General features: G+C 37.9%; 25 protein-coding genes and 1 pseudogene. 18 read left to right on the top strand and 8 right to left on the bottom strand.

Features of this window, described 5'->3' with window-relative positions:
• Window positions 1-171: 171 nt before the first annotated feature.
• Window positions 172-333 (bottom strand): hypothetical protein, encoded by a 162-nt coding sequence (locus RE409_RS24855; protein ID WP_242485482.1) that lies wholly within the window; start codon window positions 331-333, stop codon window positions 172-174.
• A gap of 163 nt (window positions 334-496) precedes the next feature.
• Here RE409_RS24855 and RE409_RS24850 point away from each other — a divergent pair, with 163 nt between their 5' ends.
• The 9 genes from RE409_RS24850 (at window position 497) to RE409_RS24810 (ending at window position 6,523) form a co-directional block, all read left to right on the top strand.
• Window positions 497-1,870 (top strand): alkaline phosphatase, encoded by a 1,374-nt coding sequence (locus tag RE409_RS24850; protein WP_274607084.1) that lies wholly within the window; start codon window positions 497-499, stop codon window positions 1,868-1,870.
• 20 nt (window positions 1,871-1,890) lie between these two features.
• Window positions 1,891-2,535 carry a DUF4352 domain-containing protein gene (locus tag RE409_RS24845; RefSeq protein WP_201222784.1) on the top strand — a complete coding sequence of 215 codons (645 nt, stop codon included), beginning with the start codon at window positions 1,891-1,893 and terminating at the stop codon, window positions 2,533-2,535.
• Between the two features lie 108 nt (window positions 2,536-2,643).
• A complete protein-coding gene (locus RE409_RS24840) occupies window positions 2,644-2,796 on the top strand; it encodes a YpzG family protein (RefSeq protein WP_201187107.1) in 153 nt (50 codons plus the stop codon).
• Between the two features lie 344 nt (window positions 2,797-3,140).
• Window positions 3,141-3,515 carry a nucleotide excision repair endonuclease gene (locus RE409_RS24835; protein ID WP_053348790.1) on the top strand — a complete coding sequence of 125 codons (375 nt, stop codon included), beginning with the start codon at window positions 3,141-3,143 and terminating at the stop codon, window positions 3,513-3,515.
• 158 nt (window positions 3,516-3,673) lie between these two features.
• Window positions 3,674-3,844, top strand: coding sequence for a hypothetical protein (locus RE409_RS24830; protein WP_201187105.1), 171 nt, complete (start codon window positions 3,674-3,676; stop codon window positions 3,842-3,844).
• A gap of 307 nt (window positions 3,845-4,151) precedes the next feature.
• Complete coding sequence (locus tag RE409_RS24825; RefSeq protein ID WP_201222785.1) at window positions 4,152-5,345, top strand: GTP-binding protein; 1,194 nt, start codon at window positions 4,152-4,154, stop codon at window positions 5,343-5,345.
• Between the two features lie 24 nt (window positions 5,346-5,369).
• Complete coding sequence (gene rpmG, locus RE409_RS24820) at window positions 5,370-5,519, top strand: 50S ribosomal protein L33 (RefSeq protein ID WP_053348792.1); 150 nt, start codon at window positions 5,370-5,372, stop codon at window positions 5,517-5,519.
• A 128-nt stretch (window positions 5,520-5,647) separates the two neighbouring features.
• A complete protein-coding gene (gene rpsN, locus RE409_RS24815) occupies window positions 5,648-5,917 on the top strand; it encodes a 30S ribosomal protein S14 (RefSeq protein ID WP_053348793.1) in 270 nt (89 codons plus the stop codon).
• 246 nt (window positions 5,918-6,163) lie between these two features.
• Window positions 6,164-6,523: a hypothetical protein gene (locus RE409_RS24810; protein ID WP_242485368.1), complete on the top strand. Its 360-nt coding sequence runs from the start codon at window positions 6,164-6,166 to the stop codon at window positions 6,521-6,523.
• A 175-nt stretch (window positions 6,524-6,698) separates the two neighbouring features.
• Here RE409_RS24810 and RE409_RS24805 read toward each other — a convergent pair whose 3' ends face one another.
• Window positions 6,699-7,085, bottom strand: a complete 387-nt coding sequence (locus RE409_RS24805; protein ID WP_056523096.1) for a VOC family protein — start codon at window positions 7,083-7,085, stop codon at window positions 6,699-6,701.
• 384 nt (window positions 7,086-7,469) lie between these two features.
• Here RE409_RS24805 and RE409_RS24800 point away from each other — a divergent pair, with 384 nt between their 5' ends.
• The 3 genes from RE409_RS24800 to RE409_RS24790 all read left to right on the top strand — a co-directional run bounded on the left by RE409_RS24800 (window position 7,470) and on the right by RE409_RS24790 (window position 10,016).
• A complete protein-coding gene (locus tag RE409_RS24800; protein ID WP_053348799.1) occupies window positions 7,470-7,739 on the top strand; it encodes a DUF1292 domain-containing protein in 270 nt (89 codons plus the stop codon).
• A gap of 233 nt (window positions 7,740-7,972) precedes the next feature.
• The gene (locus RE409_RS24795; protein WP_201222786.1) at window positions 7,973-8,401 is read left to right on the top strand and encodes a cell wall hydrolase; all 429 of its coding nucleotides are present in this window, start codon (window positions 7,973-7,975) and stop codon (window positions 8,399-8,401) included.
• A 148-nt stretch (window positions 8,402-8,549) separates the two neighbouring features.
• Window positions 8,550-10,016, top strand: a complete 1,467-nt coding sequence (locus RE409_RS24790) for a PAS domain-containing sensor histidine kinase (RefSeq protein WP_201254045.1) — start codon at window positions 8,550-8,552, stop codon at window positions 10,014-10,016.
• Between the two features lie 38 nt (window positions 10,017-10,054).
• On the opposite strand, the gene RE409_RS24785 is transcribed toward RE409_RS24790, so the two are convergent.
• Entirely contained in the window at window positions 10,055-11,047 is a 993-nt protein-coding gene (locus tag RE409_RS24785; RefSeq protein ID WP_201187093.1) for an NADPH:quinone oxidoreductase family protein, read from the bottom strand.
• Window positions 11,048-11,207: 160 nt separating this feature from the next.
• Between RE409_RS24785 and RE409_RS24780 the strand changes: the two genes are divergently transcribed.
• Complete coding sequence (locus RE409_RS24780; protein WP_053348803.1) at window positions 11,208-11,648, top strand: peptidylprolyl isomerase; 441 nt, start codon at window positions 11,208-11,210, stop codon at window positions 11,646-11,648.
• A gap of 349 nt (window positions 11,649-11,997) precedes the next feature.
• Here RE409_RS24780 and RE409_RS24775 read toward each other — a convergent pair whose 3' ends face one another.
• Window positions 11,998-12,936, bottom strand: a complete 939-nt coding sequence (locus tag RE409_RS24775; protein ID WP_201254044.1) for an oxidoreductase — start codon at window positions 12,934-12,936, stop codon at window positions 11,998-12,000.
• 151 nt (window positions 12,937-13,087) lie between these two features.
• Window positions 13,088-13,858: a TSUP family transporter gene (locus RE409_RS24770; RefSeq protein ID WP_201254043.1), complete on the bottom strand. Its 771-nt coding sequence runs from the start codon at window positions 13,856-13,858 to the stop codon at window positions 13,088-13,090.
• Window positions 13,859-14,098: 240 nt separating this feature from the next.
• Here RE409_RS24770 and RE409_RS24765 point away from each other — a divergent pair, with 240 nt between their 5' ends.
• A complete protein-coding gene (locus RE409_RS24765; protein ID WP_201222792.1) occupies window positions 14,099-14,881 on the top strand; it encodes a TrmB family transcriptional regulator in 783 nt (260 codons plus the stop codon).
• Window positions 14,882-15,037: 156 nt separating this feature from the next.
• On the opposite strand, the gene RE409_RS24760 is transcribed toward RE409_RS24765, so the two are convergent.
• On the bottom strand, window positions 15,038-15,400 hold the full coding sequence (locus RE409_RS24760; RefSeq protein WP_201222794.1) for a hypothetical protein: 363 nt from the start codon (window positions 15,398-15,400) through the stop codon (window positions 15,038-15,040).
• 186 nt (window positions 15,401-15,586) lie between these two features.
• On the opposite strand from RE409_RS24760, the gene RE409_RS24755 reads away from it, so the two are divergent.
• The 3 genes from RE409_RS24755 to RE409_RS24745 all read left to right on the top strand — a co-directional run bounded on the left by RE409_RS24755 (window position 15,587) and on the right by RE409_RS24745 (window position 17,461).
• Entirely contained in the window at window positions 15,587-15,802 is a 216-nt protein-coding gene (locus RE409_RS24755; protein ID WP_201222795.1) for a hypothetical protein, read from the top strand.
• Window positions 15,799-17,091, top strand: coding sequence for a beta-N-acetylhexosaminidase (nagZ, locus tag RE409_RS24750; RefSeq protein WP_201222796.1), 1,293 nt, complete (start codon window positions 15,799-15,801; stop codon window positions 17,089-17,091). The genes RE409_RS24755 and nagZ overlap by 4 nt, the downstream gene beginning before the upstream one ends.
• Before the next feature lie 181 nt (window positions 17,092-17,272).
• On the top strand, window positions 17,273-17,461 hold the full coding sequence (locus tag RE409_RS24745; protein WP_053348810.1) for a hypothetical protein: 189 nt from the start codon (window positions 17,273-17,275) through the stop codon (window positions 17,459-17,461).
• A gap of 138 nt (window positions 17,462-17,599) precedes the next feature.
• On the opposite strand, the gene RE409_RS24740 is transcribed toward RE409_RS24745, so the two are convergent.
• Window positions 17,600-18,001, bottom strand: coding sequence for an SET domain-containing protein (locus tag RE409_RS24740; protein ID WP_053348811.1), 402 nt, complete (start codon window positions 17,999-18,001; stop codon window positions 17,600-17,602).
• Between the two features lie 695 nt (window positions 18,002-18,696).
• Here RE409_RS24740 and RE409_RS24735 point away from each other — a divergent pair.
• A pseudogene (locus RE409_RS24735) lies at window positions 18,697-18,900 on the top strand (ATP-binding protein); the annotation flags it as partial.
• Between the two features lie 195 nt (window positions 18,901-19,095).
• Here the strand turns inward: RE409_RS24735 and RE409_RS24730 are convergent.
• Window positions 19,096-20,256 (bottom strand): nitrilase-related carbon-nitrogen hydrolase, encoded by a 1,161-nt coding sequence (locus RE409_RS24730; protein WP_201187087.1) that lies wholly within the window; start codon window positions 20,254-20,256, stop codon window positions 19,096-19,098.
• Between the last annotated feature and the right edge of the window lie 12 nt (window positions 20,257-20,268).

Below are 20,268 nucleotides of genomic sequence, written 5' to 3'. Positions count from 1 at the left end.
AGGCCCAATCTCTTAATCATGAGCAAAATTCAAAGGGAATTTCAAAAGGGGTCCGGAATTAAAACATTCCGAACCCCTTTTGTCTACAAACTGAAGCGCTCTGGAATAGAGCGCTTTTTTTTACTTTAGACATGATTGTCCATCTCCATGGTTAATCCATAAAATCCACAACTAAGTTCGACTAGTTACAGCCCTGCTCCAGGGGGATGTGAAGAATAACACAGCATCGGCTGCCTCTTCAGGGGCAGTCACTTTTTGGAGTGGAGTACTTTCTATTATCATCTGGAAAACCTCATCTGAAGTAGCAGAACTGGCATCCGTTTGTTGAAGCAGTCCACCTCGAACTATATTACGATGACTCCGTCTTTTCCTAATTTGTATTTACTCTGTCTTAACAATTAAACCGCTGCATTTTTACATTTCCTTGACACTAGGTTCATCTTCTTCCCTTATAGTTTAATTAAATATATGAACTAATTTATGGGAGGTCATTTTTTTGAAGAGTAAATTGAGTAAAAGATTTTTGCCTATTACCCTCGTTTCTGCCTTAGCAATTGGAAGTTTAACATGGTCCACAACTAATGAAGATGCGTTGGCAAAGGAAAAATCACAAAAATCACCAGAAATTAGAAACGTCATTTTCTTGATAGGTGACGGCATGGGTGTTTCCTATACCTCCGCTTACCGGTATTTAAAAGATAATCCTGCTACTTCAGTGGCAGAAAGGACAGAGTTTGATAAATACTTGGTTGGTCAGCAGATGACATACCCAGAGGATTCTGCACAAAACATAACGGATTCAGCTTCAGCGGCAACGGCGATGTCTGCAGGTGTGAAAACCTATAACGCTGCAATCGCTGTTGATAATGATAAATCCAATGTCAAAACGGTGTTGGAAGCCGCAAAGGAAAGAGGAAAAGCGACTGGACTTGTTGCGACTTCGGAAATCACTCATGCTACACCAGCCTCCTTTGGTGCACATGATGAAAGCCGGAAAAACATGAATGCTATTGCGGATGATTATTATAAGGAATTAATTAATGGCAAACATAAGATTGACGTCCTGCTAGGTGGTGGGAAATCCAATTTTGTCCGACCGGATATTGATTTGACGAAAGCCTTCAAAAAAGATGGCTATAGTTATGTAACCGATAAAAATCAAATGTTAAAGGATAAAAATAAACAGGTTCTTGGTTTGTTTGCTTCAGAAGGACTACCGAAAATGATTGATCGTCCAAACGAAACTCCTTCTTTGAAAGACATGACAAATTCAGCCATTCAGCGTTTGAACAAAGATAAAGATGGGTTCTTCTTGATGGTTGAAGGAAGCCAAGTCGATTGGGCTGGACATGATAATGACATTGTAGGTGCGATGAGTGAAATGGAGGACTTTGAAAAAGCATACAAAGCGGCCATTGAATTTGCAAAGAAAGACAAGCATACCTTGGTAGTGGCGACTGCTGACCATTCTACTGGAGGATTCTCAATTGGAGCAAAGGGTATTTATAACTGGTTCGGTGAACCGATTAAGGCTGCAAAACGTACACCTGACTTTATGGCTGATGCGATCGTAAAAGGCGCGGATGTAGAAAAGACTTTAAAACAATATATCGATCAAAATAAAGTCAAGCTGACTAAAGATGAAATCAAAACGGTTTCAGATGCAGCTAAAACAAAAAATGTGACGAACATCGATAATGCTATAGAAGCAATATTTGATAATCGGACTAATACCGCGTGGACAACCGGCGGTCATACAGGTGAAGATGTACCGGTCTATGCATACGGTCCATATAAAGAGCGCTTTGCCGGCCAGGTTGATAATACGGACCAGGCTAAGATCATCTTTGATCTATTAAAGAAAAGGTAATGAATTCTGGGAGGGATTCCGTGAACAAACTAATTATAGGTGCCCTTTTATTAACCACATTTGGTGCTCTAAACACTCAACCAGCTTTTGACGAACAGAAAGGGAAAGAAAAAACGGAGGAAGTTGCACAACCATTGGTGAAAAAGGATGTCTATGTTCCGAATCCACAACTTCCTGATGATATTAACCTGAAACAAATCGGCCAAACGGTTTCCGATGCAAAAGGTGACCTAACATTAAAGGCCTATAATAAGGCAAATGAGTCTCTGAAGGTCGGTCCGATTGAGGTAGTAATCAAAGATATAAAGGTGATGCATGCCTTCCCGGATTACAGTATGATTGATTTCTTTCATGGATACACACATGATGACGAATTCGATATCGTAAAAGTGAATGTTGAAATCAAAAATACTTCAGAGAAAAACGTTATGTTCTCCCCGGTTGCTTTTCTGGAAACTGACAGTGGGAAACATATGACATGGGAAGATGACATCTACTTAGAAGAGCTGAACGGGGAAATAGAAGGAAATGGCTCAAAGCAGGGGAACATTGGTTTCATTCTAAGTGCTAAAGATGTGAAGGGAATTTCCTTTATGACAAGTGATGCGATTGATAGTCAAGGGAAGGTCCTTTCAAAAGGTAAGTCCATGGAATTTACTTTTTAATAATAGTGGTGTATGAATGCCTTGCAAAAATCAAATACTAGGACATGTGATAGGGATGACCTATCACGTGTACAGAATATCCAAATCCTATTGATGAGGTGATACAGAATGAGTTATAAAGATCAATTAGATCCACATTCTCAAAAGTTTCACCATAACTGGACAAGACCTAAGCGTTCCAAGTCTCAAGTAAATGGCCATACGCAAGAATCGCAAACAAACATTAAACTAAAAAGTAATGCAAAGGCTCACAAGTGGTAACGGATATTTCTGATAAAGAAGGAGACTCTTAACGGGTCTTCTTCTTTATATGTTGGGGTAAAGTATACATAGGACCGTGATATAGGTTTTTAATATATGTGTTCTTTCACTGATTTCCATGATTGCAATCTATATCGCTTATAAACGCTCAAATAAGGCATGCATGGCTTTTCCTTCATAATTATGATAACATTTACCTTTAGGAATAAAGCAGAGCCGGGCGTAAGTTGCCAGGCGTTGACACAGGGCGCAGCAATTTTGGTTTTGTGCATATTAACCATCAAAGGGTAAACAGGCCCAATGTTGGAAGTTTTACCTTACACAAATAGAGGACGTGATTTTTAATGATAAATATTGAGATCCCTGCAGCGGATATAAGCATTAAACAAAGGAAACAAGTAATAGAGGGAGACGAAGCGATCATCCCAGAAATTTACGGGTTCATTGATTTTCATTTAATTCCCCGTGATAAAGGCGGCATCATCATGTTTTATAACGAAAATGATGAGCTGATTTTTGTCGGAAAAGCACGTAAATTAAGACAAAGAGTCAAAAAACATTTCGAGGATAATGTTTCTCCGATTAAGTTACACCGTAATGAAGTCAAAAAAATTGACATTCTTGTTGTAGAAGACGCAATGGAACGTGAAATCTATGAAACGTACATGATCAACAAACTTCATGCAAAATACAATATCGACAAAGTGTTTTATAAATAATAAGAATCAACTATGAAAAGCTGACTGCCTATGCAATCAGCTTTTTTTGTTACATCTAAAGTACAAAAATAAGTCCGTACATTTACAGTTTCTTGATGTTAGGTTAACATTGTTGGTTTATATTTGAAGTATTCCAATACATTTTCAGGAGGTTGCTATTGAAGAAAATACTTTGTAAAAAGGTGTTAGTTATCTCGGTAGGGACAGTGATTGCCTTTGGGAATTTAACGTGGTCCGTGTCACAAGCTTCTAAACTGGCGAAACAACGAGAGATTGAATCTTTTGAACAAGAGACAGTAAAATCTTCAGAGTTGGAAATGGTGGAATAAGGTTAAAATTGGTGATGTAGCTTAATGTGAATATGACAATAACACTGGAGGTTCTTTACACATGCTGTTATGTGTGATTGGGCCTCCATTTATTTTTATTTTTATGATTCTTATACTATTAAAAAAGGTGTAATGGAAGGAAAATTGAAATCAATAAAATTTTTAAAAAAAACTTGCAAATAGTAATGATTACGTTTTATTATAAGGGGGGTGGATTTAAACAGAAAGTAATCCTATGGTATAAATCGTAATGATTTTGATTTGTGAATGGATTTAAAATGCAGATATGTTTAAGGAGTGTTTGTGAATGAGAAATAAGAAAATCCCCGTTACGGTTTTAAGTGGATACCTTGGTGCGGGAAAGACGACGCTGCTGAATCATATCCTTGAAAATCGAGAGAATCTGAAGGTTGCGGTCATCGTCAATGATATGAGTGAGGTCAATATTGATGCGTCCCTTGTCAAACAGGGAGGGTTTACTCGGACAGATGAAAAGTTGGTGGAAATGCAGAACGGTTGCATATGCTGTACACTTCGTGAGGATTTAATGATTGAGGTTGAAAAGCTGTCCACAAAAGGTAATATCGACTATATTGTGATTGAATCGACTGGTATCAGTGAACCCGTTCCAGTCGCTCAAACCTTCACGTATGTTGATGAAAACGTGGGAATTGATTTATCAAAATTTTGTCGGCTCGATACGATGGTTACCGTTGTTGATGCGAAGAACTTTTGGCAGGATTACGCTTCAGGGGAAACTCTTATTGATCGAATGCAGGCAACCGATGAGGCCGATCAGAGGGAAGTGGTTGATCTATTGATTGACCAAATAGAGTTCGCTAATGTGATTCTTTTAAATAAAATCGATTTAATGAAAGCAGAAGAAGTTGCGGAATTGAACGCGGTTCTTCAAAAAATAAATCCTGATGCGCGGATCATTGAAACGAGTCATTCCCAGGTGCCGCTAAAAGAAGTCATGAACACCCATCTGTTCGATTTTGAAAAGGCGAGCCAAGGAGCAGGCTGGATAAAGGAATTAAATGAAGAGCATATTCCAGAAACCGAAGAATATGGGATAGCCTCCTTCGTTTACAGAAGGAAAAAGCCATTTCATCCATCGCGGCTGATGACGTGGTTAGAAAGTTGGCCGGTGGAAGTGGTGAGGGCAAAGGGCTTCCTTTGGTTGGCATCGAGAAATGATACAGCAGGCCTGCTATCACAGGCTGGACCGTCATTAATGATCCAGGGAGCAGGTAAATGGATTGCAGCTTATCCTAAAGATGAACAACAGCAGATATTGCAGGATGAACCTGAATTGTTGAAAAGCTGGGATGATCTTTACGGAGACCGGATGACGGAACTAGTGATGATTGGCATTCAAATGAATCAACAGGAAATCGAAAATGAATTAGATCAATGCTTGTTGACGGAAATAGAGTTGCAGCAGGATTGGTCTCAGTATGAAGATCCATTACCTGCTTTTACGGAAATAGTTCATTAAAAAACTAAATAGGAGGAAACAAAGATGAGAGTAAACATCACTTTAGCATGCACAGAAACAGGGGACCGAAATTATATCACAACGAAAAACAAGCGGAATAACCCGGATCGAATTGAATTGAAAAAGTACTGCCCGCGTTTAAAGAAACACACGCTTCACCGTGAAACGAAGTAATTTTGAATTTTAAATCGTAATGATTATGTTTTATGAAGAAAGATAGGTAGCGGAACGAATCGTGAACAGTTTATAGAATTATATAACCTAAATAACATTCTCTATATTTTAATAAAGGAGAGATTCAAATGGCCAAAAAATCTAAAGTAGTAAAAGCACAAAAACAGTTGGCGATGGTAGAAAAATATGCAGAGATCCGTAGGGAACTGAAAGAGAAAGGGGACTTTGATGCATTGGCCAAACTCCCACGAGACTCTTCACCAACACGTGTTCACAATCGTTGTGGAGTAACAGGAAGACCGCGTGGGTATATGCGCAAATTTAACATGTCACGTATTGTTTTTCGAGACCTCGCTCATAAAGGACATTTACCTGGTGTCAAAAAGGCAAGCTGGTAATAACGGGGATAAAAGCAAAGGTGATTCAGGGGTAGGGTCCCTTGAATCATCTTTATTCGTAATAGTCCTCACACCACTTCCTTTTTTATTTCATTGAATCCTGTATCGAATGTTCGTGGATGTAGTGGTTCTTGTACGCAAAACTTCTGCTTACATCGTTTGGACAATGGCTTCAATTATTAAGAGATTTCCTTTTCCTTTGGTTCTTCATATAATTGAAGAATCATAGGGAAGAAGGAATGAGAAATGGGACATATATTTTGGATGATTTATTTAGGAATATTAGGAACGGCCGCGATTGGTTTTCTCATTAAAGGTGCTTATAAAACCTCTCTTGCAAAAATGGATTTTGTCATTTCGATTATCACTTGGGTAGGGTTATTTGGGTACATAACGAAAACCTCTATCCTTACACCTCTGGTATGGAAATGCGTATTTGTTGGTTCTTTGCTATGGGATATTATTTTCAGCTTTATGAGCAAAAACTACAATAGTGATAAGAAAGCAGAAGAATTACCTGATTCTATTAGTAAATTATTGACTGCAATCACATTAGTCGTCTGTCTTGGACCGTTATATTATGGGTTATTCAAATATGCATTCTAACAACTAAACCAAAAAAGAACCTGTAAGGTTCTTTTTATTTTGGTTAAAGAGAAGGGGGATTCCTTTAGTAGGTATGATATAGCCATATATTTCAGCATTGCTGTAAAAGAGAGGTGTTTTATGATGCAACGCAAAGAAAGCAGAAGTTTTAGCAACTCTGCTTTTTTATTAATAATTATCTTTGGAAAAATTCAATCCATTCTTTTTCTGGTCCATATATGTAGAAATAGCGATAACCATTGGGCAGGGTAACAATTTCCTGATCAATTAGCTCGACGTTTTCAAAGCCTTGAATCCGAGCATATTCTTCTTCTATATCATCGACACTGATGGCAAAATGATGAATTGTTGCTTCGGATGGCAGCGTGTCGCTATAACCTTGAATTAATTCAATTTCTGTTTCGTTTGAATCATTGTATCCAAGGAATGCTAGTTGGATTACCCCATCTGTATGTGGCACCCGCGATTTCAATTTTAAATCTAAAACATCCTGATAAAAGGTTATGGATTTTTCAAGATCTCTAACAACAACTCCAATATGATCGACTCTTTTTATAGCCAAGGAACTTCCTCCTTCTGTTTAGGTGCAATATGCTAATACTAGTATATATAACATTATTCGTAATAAAATTACAATTTGAGGTAGTGTTTGTCTGATTATTAAAAAAATGATTAATGAAGGAAGAATGGACTGGTAAATCGTGAAAAGTGATCGATAAATCAATAGACAATATTTAATTAAGAAAAAGTATTGTCTACACATGTATAGTGGAGAAGTCATTTGTTAAGGACAGGGGAATACGAAAAATATATTGAGGCTATAGTGACATATTTCAAAGAAAGAAAAGAATTTATCTTTTTGTAAGCAAAAATTTGTTTCTATATGAAATAGTAGATATACTATGGGAACAACGCCATTATTAATGGATATGAGAGGAGAGATATTATGGGAAAAATTCGAGAAGGTGAAGTTTTCACCCTTACTGATGACAATGACGAGGGCCATGAAGTTGAAGTTCTAGGATCATTAGATGTAGAAGGAACGGAATATGTAGCAGTGGGCTTGCTTGAAGATATTGAAGAAGATACAGAGGATGATATTGATATTTTCTTTTTCAGAGTCGAGGGTGAAGGAGAGCTAATCGATATCGAAACGGACGAGGAGTTCGAAAAGGTATCCCTAGCGTTCGAAGCAGCTTTTGATCCGCAGGATTGATGGGAAACTGGAAAAGACGGCACATTGGGTGTCGTCTTTTTTATATGTATAAAAAGTACTAGTACTGGCCCCGCCTTCGCCAAATACCTTGATAGCCACGCGTGCTATCCAGCCTTACTTAAGTATAGTGCCGCATTGTTGAAAGGGCATGTAGTGTGTATGAAGGTTTTGTTAAATCAAGAAGTCATTTTTCTACCCACTAGGCATAGGATAAAAAAAGTGGAGGTGATAGAATGGCCGTCGTAAAACATACGGATTCTGATATTGCATTGTTGGCAAGGTTGCTTAGAGCTGAAGGTGAGAGCGAAGGTGATCAAGGCATGCTGATGATTGGGAATGTTGGAGTCAACCGAATAAGGTCGAACTGTTCCGATTTTTTAGGATTAAGAACGATTCCGGATATGGTTTATCAGGAACATGCCTTCGAAGCTGTTCAAAAAGGTTATTTTTATCAACGAGCAAGAGAGAGAGAAAAAAGACTTGCGCGTCGTAGTGTAAATGGTGAAAGGATATGGCCTTCAAAATTTAGCCTATGGTACTTCAGGCCACCGGGAGATTGTCCGGCAACCTGGTATAACCAGCCTTTAGTAGGGCGTTTTAAGCTTCATTGTTTTTATGAACCCACAGGTACAGAATGTGAAAATATTTATAATACATTTTAGAAAAGAGGCTGAACCTTATATGGAGGTTTGGCCTCTTTGTGTGTCAATTATGTAATCAAAATATCATATGCTAAAACTAGCAAATGATTTACTGATACTGTAAAATTGAGACAGTAAATTTCCGGATAAGAAAGGAATAAAAAAATTGATGAGTAAAAGGCTTGTTAATTATGGGCAAAGGCAAATGGGAGAACAGTCGGAGGAAATCGCAGAGCAACTTAAGTCTTTCATGGAGAATAATGCGGACGCCATTTCTATCGTTGATCTGGAAGGAAAAACCCTTCAAGTTAATTCTGCTTTTGAAGATTTTTTTGGTTGGACAAATGATGAAATAATAGGTAAACCGTTTCCAATTATTCCTGAATTTTTGAAGGAGTCAGTAAATGAATTGCATAGCCAGGTTAGGGAAGGGGAACAAAAGAAAGGCTTTGAAACGGTTAGACAAAGAAAAGATGGCCAGTTAATCAATGTAAGCATCTCCCTTTTTACTATCCAGGACAATACAAATGAGCCGAGTGCATTTGCCTTCGTTTATCGGGATATCACGGATCAAAAGCTTGCTGAAGCTGCCTTGAAGGAAAGTGAAGAAAGGTATCGCAGTTTAGTGGAAGTATCACCTGAAGCGATTTTTGTGCATCGTAATGGGGTCATTGAGTATATGAATCCTATGGGGGCAAAAATGCTAGGTATGGATAGTGTAGATGATATTATTGGCATGTCCGTTTTTCAGTTCGTTCACCCTGATTCTCTAGAAACTGTAAAAAAACGAATCAAGATAATGAGAGACGATTATAAAGCAGTTGATTTATTGGAGCAAAAGTTCATTAGACTTGATGGACAAGAATTTTATGGAGAAACACTTGGACTTCCGATTATTTATAAGGACCGTCCAGCCATACAGGTGTTTTGCAGAGATATTACCGAGCGTAAGAAAACAGAAGAAATACTTTGTAAATCTAACATGCTATCTGCGGTGGGGCAGATGGCTGCGGGTATTGCACATGAAATAAGGAATCCGTTAACAACGGTTAAAGGATTTTTACAACTATTGAGAGAAAGCCCTGATAAAAAGGACTATCTTGAAATGACTGTAAGTGAAGTTGAGAAAATTGAAATTTTAGCCAATGAATTTTTGAGCTTAGCAGAGCCTGAAGCGAAGGTTTGGGAATCGATTCAGCTTACCGATATATTAGACAGTGTAATTATGTTAGCCGAGTTTCAGGCGATAATAAATGACGTTGAAATTATCAAAGAATATAAAAAGAATTTTGCATGGGTCCTTGGTGAGCCTACTCAGTTAAAACAGGTGTTTACTAATGTCGTTAATAATGCGATAGAAGCAATGCCTAAAGGAGGGAAACTTCATATTCAGTTAAAATATGAAGGGGAATCCATAGTTATCTCCTTTATTGATCAGGGTAGTGGAATCTCAGAAGAGCGTATAAAGCATTTAGGACAGCCTTTTTATAGTACAACGGAAAAAGGAACAGGATTAGGACTCATGGTCAGTACTAAAATCATTCATGAGCATAAGGGTGAAATCCAATTTAGTAGTGAAGTAGGAAAAGGAACCATCGTTGATATCATTCTCCCTATCGATAAAAATTCACAATGAAAAGTGACGAGAAGTCAATGCTCTCGTCACTTTTTGGTTTATAGTTTAACGATTGTTCTGCCTCTTGCTTCCCCTTTTAAAAGGGTAGGAAGGACATCCGGTAAATCTTTAAGGGTAATTTCCCGTTGTATGAGCTGTTCTAAATGTGCCAGCTTAAAATCGGTAGCGAGTCGCTGCCAAACCTTCAATCTCGTATCCATTGGGCAATTCACGGAATCAATTCCGAGTAAATTAACACCTCTTAGGATGAATGGAAAGACAGTAGCTGGTAGATTGGTACCTGCTGTTAATCCACTTACCGCAACAGAACCTCCGTATTGAATTTGACTAAGGACAGAAGCAAGTGGTTCTCCGCCAACTGGGTCAACCGCACCACTCCACTTTTGTTTGCCTAGTGCCCGAAGCTTGCCATTGTAGACATCTTCACGTGATACAATTGTTGAGGCACCAATTTCCTTTAGGTACCCGTGTTCTGATTCTTTTCCTGTACTCGCCTCAACCGAATAGCCAAGTTTGGAAAGTATCGAGACTGCAAAGCTGCCGACCCCACCTGTTGCACCAGTTACGAGAACACTTCCTTGATCAGGAGTGAGGTTATTTTCTTCTAGACGGAGAACCGATAAGGCCGCAGTAAAACCAGCCGTCCCGATAACCATCGCTTCTTTCAATGTAAGGCCCTCAGGAAGTGGAACAATCCACTCTGCAGGAACGCGGGCAAATTCACTATAGCCCCCGGATTGGGAAACGCCGATTCCATAGGAAGTCGCAATGACTTCGTCTCCCTCTTTAAAACGGGGATTCTCTGATGAAACGACGACACCAGCTAAATCAATTCCCGGAACAATTGGATAGTTTGTGACTATGTTTCCATTCGGAATGCTAGCTAGGCTATCTTTATAATTCACACCTGAATAATGAACGCGGATGAGCACTTCGCCTTGAGGTAAGTCATCAAGTGTTAGTTCCTGAATGCTAACGGAAAATTGGTCCTCTTGCTTGTCCACGACTAATGCATCAAATCGTTGTACCATAATTAGTTCCCCCTTTGATTTAAATCATTCTAATTATATAAGAAAAGACGGTAAGCTGTATAATGATTGAATTCGAAATAAATGGCTCTATCTTTTCTTTCTTCTTCTAAAAATGTTACTATAAGGTTTGATTCAGTTTATATTAAAGGAGATGTTTTACATGGCTAAAAAAGGATACATACTTATGGAAAATGGAGAAAAAATCGAATTCGATCTTTTCCCGAACGAAGCACCAAACACAGTAGCTAACTTCGAAAACTTAGCGAACACAGGATTTTATAACGGCGTAGTATTTCACCGTGTCATCCCAGGTTTCGTAAGCCAAGGTGGAGATCCAACAGGTACAGGTGCAGGCGGAAGCGGCACACAGATCAAGTGTGAAACTGTAGGAAATCCTCATAAACATGAAGCAGGCAGCCTATCTATGGCACATGCTGGAAAAGACACTGGCTCAAGCCAATTCTTTATCGTTCACGCACCGCAACCACATCTTAACGGTGTCCACACGGTATTCGGTAAAGTAACATCTGGACTTGAAACAGCTAAAGCTATGAAAAATGGCGACAAAATGGAGAAAGTCGAAGTTTTTGACGCTGAATAATGGATGTAGAAAGAGGAAGCATTATGCTTCCTCTTTTTTTGGTCTTAAAATCCATGTTAGTGTGGACCGCATAGCATATCCGGAAAGAAGATGAGAGGGGGGAGGCAACAGCTAACCTATTTGAGATAAAAACTTGCCTGCCTTTTATTCATTCGGTCTCTTTTGCTTTCATTGAGAATAGTGGATATAAAGTGATTTTTTCATTATTAAGCATTTACGCACCTCTTTAATGTTTTTAGTTTCTTTCTTTTATAGGCTCGCTCACCCATTCTATTGAAAAGGTAAAAATAAAAAAGAGCATTGAAAATTGCTCTTTTAACGAATGTTTTATAAGTGATTGACTCGATAATTATTTATTGTATATGTCTGCGGTGAAACTATATTTGACACCTGTCATAGTTTCCGAAATATCCCACAATTTCTTCGAGGTTTCCTTATTATATAAAGTATCAATAATATCGTCTTTTTTAGGAAAGCCTTTTCTGCCTTTCTTTCCATCGGGTCCGATGTATTCTCCGCCCGTTAAGGCAGGTTCCGTCGCGGCGTACAGAGTCGGAAGCGCCCCCATGCTTGCAGGCTGGGTGATAGTTTTGGAAAGAAAGTGGACGAACTTATTTACCGGTCTTCCTGATCCGCGTGACATAAGATTCGTATGAGCAAGGCCAGGGTGACAGGCAACACTAATCGAGTCGGCTTGGTGCTGATTGAACTTGTTCTGTAATTCGCGGGCGAAGAGAAGATTGGCGAGCTTACTTTGCCCATAGTATTTCATGGGTTTATAATTAGTTTCACCATTTAAGTTATCGAAGTCAATAAATCCATTGATGGCGGCTAAGCTGCTTAATGTGACAACCCTCGATTTTGGTGTAGAGAGAATACACGGAAGAAGCAGACCTGTCAAAGCAAAATGACCGAGATGATTGCTTCCTAATTGTAGCTCGAAACCGTCCTTCGTCTTACTGTAAGGTGGGATCATGACACCTGCATTATTGATAAGAACAGAAAGTGAGTCATAGTTTTCCAAATAGGAATCAGCAAAATGACGAATGCTGCTTAAATCACTTAAATCGAGTTGCATCACTCGTACGTCCGCCTTAGGGTAGACGGAGGTAATTCTTTCGACAGCCTTTTCGCCCTTTGAAGCATTCCGAACCGCAAGAATTATCTCTGCCCCTTTACTAGCGAGCACAAAGGCTGTTTCAAAGCCAATACCGCTATTAGCTCCGGTAATCACAATCGTTTTCCCAGTTACATCTACCATTTCTTCACCATTCCACTTTTCACTCATCACCAACCACACCTTTCCACACATTCTATATCTATCTATCATATACCTAAATAATTCCTATATGTCACATTTAGAGGTGTGAAAGAGTGTAATCAAATCGAAAAACATGTTAAGTCTAATTTAACTTAAAGGTATGCCGGCTTATAAACGATTACAAAATTTTTATGTAATCAATAATATTTTTTATGATTAAGAAAACAGTAACAAAGATAAATAACACTCTTACATATGCTACTCCTTTCTTAATGGCGAATTTAGAACCTACTAAAGCTCCTACTATCATAGATATCCCCATCGGTATCCCATAGGAAAAGTTGACCGCATCAAGAAAAATGAACATGATGAGCGCCGCAATATTACTTCCGAAGTTTAGAAATTTTGCGTTTCCCGCTGAGTGTAAAAAATCGAAACCAATAATCAAAAAGGCAAATAATATAAAGGATCCTGTTCCAGCACCTAAAAATCCATCATAAAAACCAATTGCAAATATAATAAATGAAAATAGTAGGGCTTTTTGCAAAGATAGTTTTTGGTAAGTCGATTCATGTCCCCAGTTTTTCTTTAGAATCGTATAAATAGCAACGGCTATTAAGAGAACTAATACCAATGGCTTTAATAATTCGGGTGAGACAAAATTGACTACCCAGGCACCTAGTAAGGACCCTGTGAAAATAAGAGGAAACAACTTTGCTACTAATTGAAAATCGACTTTTCCTGAACGGATAAAGGCAATGGTACTTGTTAAAGATCCCATTGAACTGGCCAATTTATTCGTAGCAATTGCCGCTGTAGGGGAGAGACCTGAAAATAATAAAGCAGGTATAGAAATGAGACCTCCGCCTCCGACTACAGAATCAATAAATGCTGCTAGAAATCCGAAACATACTAACAACAAAAGTGTAGAAATATTAATATCTTCCATCTAAGAAACCTCCGTATCAATAGAATTAAGGACGAATCACTCGCTGATGGGGGCTCCTTAATCCAAAGTTATCTACTTTACTAAAAAAATTAGAGTAAGACATTTTTTTAGTTACTACTTAAATAGTAACTAAAAAATTTATCCATGTAAATAAGACTTTTACGATTTTATAACTTCTTAACTTTTCAAATAGAGATTTGGTATTATAGATATAACTTACTAATTGCACTAGGAGGTACTATGCAAGATATCATTCAAAAAATTCAGTCTCTAGGATTTAGTCAATATGAAGCAAAGGCTTATGTTTCTTTGGTACGTCAAGGACCAACAAGTGCCTATCAAGTGAGCAAGGAATCAGGAATTCCTAGAGCGCGTATCTATGAAATATTAAATGGGCTTCAAGAAGAGGGAATCGTGTTAAAAGAAGAAATTAATGATTCGGTTCAATATTCACCTTTACCTGTCGATGTATTTTTAGAATCTGTTCAAACAAAATGGAACAATACCTATCAATCCATAAGTGATACATTAAAGCAATTTGAAAAAACAGAGCCCATTTCCGATAACCGTGTAATGACTCTTAAAGGAGAACGGCATATTCTATCCTTTTGTCGTACTTTATTACAAAAAGCTGAGAAAAGAGTGATTGTTTCCATATGGGATAAGATGTATGAGAAACTTGAACAAGAGCTAAAAGATACAGCAGCGTATTGTAATCTCAAAGGTATTGTTTTTCAAGTTGACAACCCATTACCAGGGATAGATATTCATCGTAAAACCAGTTATGTAGACAATATTGGAGAGAACAAATGGTTTATCTTATCCATTGATGGCAAGGAGACAATTTACGGCCCCTCTTCTGAAGAAAGAGAAACAGCGTTTTACACAGATGATCCGGTTCATATCAATTTTCTAGAAAACTACATTTGGCATGATATCCTCGTTAACCGACTAGTTAAAAAGGATAATGAAGATGCTGAGAATTGGATATCGAGAGAAAGAGATCAGTTTTTCTTACTCTAGTTAGATCCTGTTTTACCTTTGTTTCTAGTGCACAATTCAAATAAAGTTCAAAAAAGCTGATATCCCCAATGTGGTGGGATATCAGCTTTTTTTATTATCTACCTTAGCTTCTGATTCTGTGTTGTTGATTTGTGGATATACTTATATTTAAACGATTCAGGATATTAATTCGGATAAAAGGTTTTTTGGAAATTTTATTGGAGTGGGTAAGCTAGAATGATCGCGATAAGACCGGTAAGAAACAATCGTGTGGTCGTGAGAATACACGTCCAACTGTAGAATATGTGAGCTTTTCATTTCCAAATAATACGAAACATCTTCTTTTTGTAAATGATAAAAAGAATAAACTATACCTAAAAGGTCTTTTTCTATTTGCTTGGTTTCAGGCTGATTCATAATATGCTCACTCAACTGCAAAATCGTAACAGATGTTGATCTTGTGATGTCTGTTACTTTTTCTTTTGCATAAACAACTGCATGACTAATAGTATCGGCAAGATTCTTTAAGATTCCGTCCATAAGGGTTTGTATCTCCTTTGTATTGGGGTATGTATAGTATGGGGTACGTGGCTTATGCTTTATACAATAAATTCCTAAGGAAGAAATAGAATAGGTCATTTATGAACATTATTAAGAGAGAACAAATGGAAAATACAATTTAAGCAGTACAGCCTAAAAAGAAAAAATAAATTTAGCAGAAAAGGAATGACGGACAATATGAGTGATGAAGTGTCATTAGTAAAAGGAGAATTAATGAAGAATAGTAAAACGACAGTCTCTTTTGATATTTTCAACGAGGACTGTAAGGAGGGCGAAACGTTAGTCCATATATGGGGAAGCAAGGGGTATCTAATGAAGGGAATCTCCGGAAGGAAGCTTGCGGATTCTGATATGGAACTAAAGGATAAAAAAGTACAATGAAGAAAAAAAATAAGTATATCGTACTGCTCTTCATTGCTATCATTTCGTTATTAACGGTGGTGCTCGTTCAAATAAATATGGATACGAAATCCAAAGAAACCGAGAAGGTAGAAAACACAGCAGATAAAGAGAAAGAGCAAGGCGGTAAGGAAGAAACCGGCATCAATGTCCTCACAGATACTGATGAAAAAATAGAAGAATTGCTTGAAAACATGACACTTGAAGAAAAAATTGGACAGCTAATGATGGTCGGTTTCAAAGGAACTGAAAAGAACAGTGAAATTACGGAGCTAATCGAACAAAAACATATAGGGGGCGTCATTTATTTTGACCGCAATATGAAATCGCCAAAACAAGTGGCGAAGTTATCCAATTCGCTTCAGCAATCGGCTGATCGCAGTAAGAATTCCCTTCCGCTTATGGTAGCCGTCGATCAGGAAGGCGGAGACATAATCCGAATGAGGGAACGAGTATCGCCAATCCCTTCGCAACAGGAACTTGGGGAAAATGCTTCTGTCGAAGACATGTACAAGGTGGCAAAATTGAACGGGACAGAACTGAACTCTATGGGGATTAATATAAATTTTGCTCCTGTTCTGGATTTATCAAAGACGGACAACCGTTCACTGGGAAAAGATCCAGAAAAGGTTTATCAATACGGAACGAAAGCGATTCAAGGCTTGAACGATGCTTCCGTTACAGGAGCTTTGAAGCATTTTCCAGGAAACGGACGCAGCGAGATTGACCCGCATGTCGAAACATCTTCTGTGGAAGCAAACCAGCTCGATCTGGAAAACTCAGATATCTATCCTTTCAAGAAAATTATTAGTGAAATGGATAACCAAAAGTTTTTCGTTATGGTGACCCACATTAAATATCCAGCTTATGATAAAGAAAAACCGGCAAGCCTGTCCAAGGTTATCATTGAAGACTTGCTTCGGGGGAAACTTGGATTTGAAGGGCTTGTCGTCACGGATGATTTGGAAATGGGCGCAGTGAATAAGTATTTTTCCTATAAAGATATGGGGAAAGAAGCAATCCTTGCAGGAGCGGATTTATTATTGGTCTGTCATGAATATTCGCATGAGCTTGAGGTATATAACGGTTTACTTGAAGCGGTGAAAGCAGGAGAAGTTCCTATGGAGCGAATTAACGAGTCAACGAAAAGAGTTCTAACCTATAAACTCTACAACATGAAACAAACAAAGGTAGATCCAGGTCAAGCTGCAAAAGTGGTGAAAAGTCCAGAAAGCTTAGAGTATATTAACAGTCTGAACTTGGAGAAATAAAAGGAAAATCAACTATCAAAGCTTAGCCCTCGCTCAAATAAAACAGCGAAGGCTGGGTTTCGCGGGTCAAGTTTAAGAGTTTTTACCAGCCTATTCAATGCAGGCTGAAGCTGCGGCCTGTTGTTTAAATCAATCGATAGAGGGAATACTATAATTAACCAACTTCAAGGAGGAAACTCATATGCCATCAAATAAAATGATTGGAACTGTCGTGATAGGAGCAGCAGCATACTTAATGCGCAATAAAAAAACTCGTGAAAAAACCATGAGTCAAATAAAATCCCTAGCCACTCCAGAAAACATTGATAAGGTTAAGAGCCAACTCCAATCCTTAACAAAATCAAAATCGAATAAGCCTTCAGCTCATTAAGTAAAAAAAATCCCCTTAAGTGATTGTGTAATTGCCACAATCCTTTTAAAGGGGATTTTTTATTAAACCTTGTTGTCTGTGTAAATGGCTCTCATTAATAAATTATTACCTTCAGGTCATTCAAAAGTAATGGTGTTGTTACTCAGCGTCATCTTCACCATTATCTTCTTTATTGAACCATAATGGATCTTCATTATCGACTTCACCATTATAATTAATAAGAATTTCTTCTCCTGCTTTTATGTCGGTGTAAGCGAAGAAATCAAACGTGTGGTTCTTAAAGTTTATGTCATAAGTAGCATTGGGAGTATAAGAGTGATTAAACAGCATGCCATATCCTAGAAGCATGGCAGTATGGTTAATTCCATACTCAAACGCGTAATCTGCAAGCAATGTTTTCTCTATGAAAACATGCTCTTCGTTTGGATAAGCAATAACAGGTGCTTCATGTAAAAGCTCACCTTTTTTAATGTCTTGCGTAGCGAATACGCCTCTATTGAACTCACCATCACTGAGTGTGGAAGTTTTAACTTCAATCATGTTCGTCACCTACTTGTTCTATTCTTTATAGTCTAGATCATCTAAGCTTGACAGTTAATAAGAAGAAAAGCAACTATTTTAGGGAATTAATCTTTTTCAAATGAAAAAGAAGGGATTGTTATATGTATAATAACCACTTCCATTTAAATTGAAAGAATGAAAGTGGGATGTAAAAACTATTGTTGCTTCCCTAGACCTCGTAGAAGAATCAGGGCCGGCAATAATATAATCTCCTAACCAACATTTTACCATACATAGAATCCTTATGGCTGTAGGCGTGAATAGGTATGTACAGACCCATGTGCACAAATAAACCTTAATCTGTTTATTAGCTATCTGTTCGTTTAATTACACTTTTACGAACTTTTTTTTGATTGTTACTTCTTTAAAATAGAATCTGTTAAACAATGCTTTTGATTTTTCTTCTTCAACTAACGGGGCAGTTTAGTTGAAGATTGAATACGTTGCAAAAAGGGATTATTACTGTTAATGCGAATAGTTAATAATTGGATTTATTTTGAAAGGGAGAGATTTTAAGAATTAAGAAAAGACGTAATTAGAAAGGAAGTTTTATTTGAACAAATTTACCTGCATTTCAGAAACGGAAAGATTAGTAATAAGACCATTAAAAGAAGATGATTTTAAAAATTGGCTTAGCGAATTTAAAAATAGACTTCCATCTCAACACAGGGGATGAACTCGGCATCTCCATCAAACGGGAGGACTTTTCCGACTATGAGGCACTCACTAACATCATGAAAGTCACAAACTGTAATTTTAGACTCATTCACCGGTTATTTACTCAAATTGAACGTATTCTCGAAATCAATCACCTGACATCCATTACAACAGAAGCCGTAGAAGCTGCACGAAATAGCTTAGTGATTGGACGTAAATAATTAAGAAACCCAGCTAATCTTCTCATGTGAAGGTAGCTGGGTTTTAAAGTTGGATGTGCAAAATAACACTTAAAATAAGAGCAAATTAATCGGGGGAAATGACAACTTTCATTTGGATTGTCGTCTTTTTGTCATCGAAATAGGTGGTACCCCATTATTAAAAACTCCACTCATTATCAAATTATCAGCACTTTATTATCGACTGTATCGCACTTCAAACATTACGCAACCATCCGTTGACTTCCATGGACCATGTTGCATTCCGGGGGGACGTGAAGCAACCATTCCCGCAGTGAATATCTTATTTAAAGTTAAATCTATGACAGACCCTTTAACGACATATAGCTCTTCCCAATAATGATGGACTTGAACTCCATTAGGCGTCGTGTCTGTACCGGGTGCGAACTCCAAAATACGAACCATTTCCTGTGTTGACGAATTCTCTGAAATGACCCTTTGTGACAGCCCTTCTACCAACCCATCAATTGGCTCAAGTTTAAAATTCTTATAGTCTGTGAATTCAATTTCAGGTCTCGATATTTTCTCCACTCCGTCTAAGAAGAATCTTAGGTTGGACCTATAAAGTGATGGTACACGACTACTAAAGATCGGCACATCTTTCCTGACTTGCGGGACTGTCTCTAAATTTAAAGTTGCTTTTAATTCACCAACTTCTTGATCTAATTTTTGAACAATGTCTCCCCATGGATCTACAATTTGTGAGCAACCTGCGAATTCCACTCCTAACTTTGTCCCCGCCACATTTGAAGCAACAACATACATTTGGTTCTCAATTGCGCGCGCACGAAGTAACGTATTCCAATGTGTTTCCCTTGCAAGTGGCCATTCTGCGACGATATGTAACACTTGAATACCTTGTAATGCTAAGTCACGAATAATTTCAGGGAATCGTAAATCGTAACAAATAATAACCCCCATCTTCACACCTTCAAGTTCAAATACTTCCACTTGATTACGACCGCCCGTTAAAAACTTTGGTTCATCTAACATCGGAACAAGGTGCATCTTGTCATATGTGTGAACAATCTCACCCATTCGATTAACTATAACCGCACGATTAAAGATATCTTTACCTTCTAATACGGCAATCGAGCCACCCACCAAGTTTACATTAAACTTCTTAGCCAGTGATTGTAAAAATTCAATGGAACGCTTACCATCCACATTGCAGATTTCTTCCAGTTCCTCTAACACATAGCCCGTAGACCACATTTCAGGAAGTACTACGACATCCACATCATCACTATAGTGAGCTTCTAACCAGCGTTCAATGATTTTCCTATTCTCTTCAGGATTTCCAACTACTAAATCCATTTGAAATACTAGATAATTCACATTGGTCACTCC

This window comes from Peribacillus sp. R9-11 (genome assembly GCF_031345095.1).
Classification (GTDB): domain Bacteria; phylum Bacillota; class Bacilli; order Bacillales; family DSM-1321; genus Peribacillus; species Peribacillus butanolivorans.
The sequence above is the reverse complement of the archived record's forward strand: the minus strand, read 5'-3'. Positions and strand labels throughout refer to the sequence as shown.

What these genes read in the sequence shown, in the direction of transcription:
- RE409_RS24785 (WP_201187093.1), bottom strand. Translation starts at nt 11,047, where the DNA reads ATGGTACAACGATTTGATGCATTAGTCGTGGACAAGCAAGAGGACCAA.
- RE409_RS24760 (WP_201222794.1), bottom strand. Translation starts at nt 15,400, where the DNA reads ATGGACGGAATCTTAAAGAATCTTGCCGATACTATTAGTCATGCAGTT.
- RE409_RS24745 (WP_053348810.1), top strand. Translation starts at nt 17,273, where the DNA reads ATGCCATCAAATAAAATGATTGGAACTGTCGTGATAGGAGCAGCAGCA.
- RE409_RS24810 (WP_242485368.1), top strand. Translation starts at nt 6,164, where the DNA reads ATGGGACATATATTTTGGATGATTTATTTAGGAATATTAGGAACGGCC.
- RE409_RS24835 (WP_053348790.1), top strand. Translation starts at nt 3,141, where the DNA reads ATGATAAATATTGAGATCCCTGCAGCGGATATAAGCATTAAACAAAGG.
- RE409_RS24765 (WP_201222792.1), top strand. Translation starts at nt 14,099, where the DNA reads ATGCAAGATATCATTCAAAAAATTCAGTCTCTAGGATTTAGTCAATAT.
- rpsN (WP_053348793.1), top strand. Translation starts at nt 5,648, where the DNA reads ATGGCCAAAAAATCTAAAGTAGTAAAAGCACAAAAACAGTTGGCGATG.
- RE409_RS24755 (WP_201222795.1), top strand. Translation starts at nt 15,587, where the DNA reads ATGACGGACAATATGAGTGATGAAGTGTCATTAGTAAAAGGAGAATTA.
- RE409_RS24770 (WP_201254043.1), bottom strand. Translation starts at nt 13,858, where the DNA reads ATGGAAGATATTAATATTTCTACACTTTTGTTGTTAGTATGTTTCGGA.
- RE409_RS24795 (WP_201222786.1), top strand. Translation starts at nt 7,973, where the DNA reads ATGGCCGTCGTAAAACATACGGATTCTGATATTGCATTGTTGGCAAGG.
- RE409_RS24825 (WP_201222785.1), top strand. Translation starts at nt 4,152, where the DNA reads ATGAGAAATAAGAAAATCCCCGTTACGGTTTTAAGTGGATACCTTGGT.
- nagZ (WP_201222796.1), top strand. Translation starts at nt 15,799, where the DNA reads ATGAAGAAAAAAAATAAGTATATCGTACTGCTCTTCATTGCTATCATT.
- rpmG (WP_053348792.1), top strand. Translation starts at nt 5,370, where the DNA reads ATGAGAGTAAACATCACTTTAGCATGCACAGAAACAGGGGACCGAAAT.
- RE409_RS24775 (WP_201254044.1), bottom strand. Translation starts at nt 12,936, where the DNA reads ATGAGTGAAAAGTGGAATGGTGAAGAAATGGTAGATGTAACTGGGAAA.
- RE409_RS24790 (WP_201254045.1), top strand. Translation starts at nt 8,550, where the DNA reads ATGAGTAAAAGGCTTGTTAATTATGGGCAAAGGCAAATGGGAGAACAG.
- RE409_RS24800 (WP_053348799.1), top strand. Translation starts at nt 7,470, where the DNA reads ATGGGAAAAATTCGAGAAGGTGAAGTTTTCACCCTTACTGATGACAAT.
- RE409_RS24840 (WP_201187107.1), top strand. Translation starts at nt 2,644, where the DNA reads ATGAGTTATAAAGATCAATTAGATCCACATTCTCAAAAGTTTCACCAT.
- RE409_RS24740 (WP_053348811.1), bottom strand. Translation starts at nt 18,001, where the DNA reads ATGATTGAAGTTAAAACTTCCACACTCAGTGATGGTGAGTTCAATAGA.
- RE409_RS24780 (WP_053348803.1), top strand. Translation starts at nt 11,208, where the DNA reads ATGGCTAAAAAAGGATACATACTTATGGAAAATGGAGAAAAAATCGAA.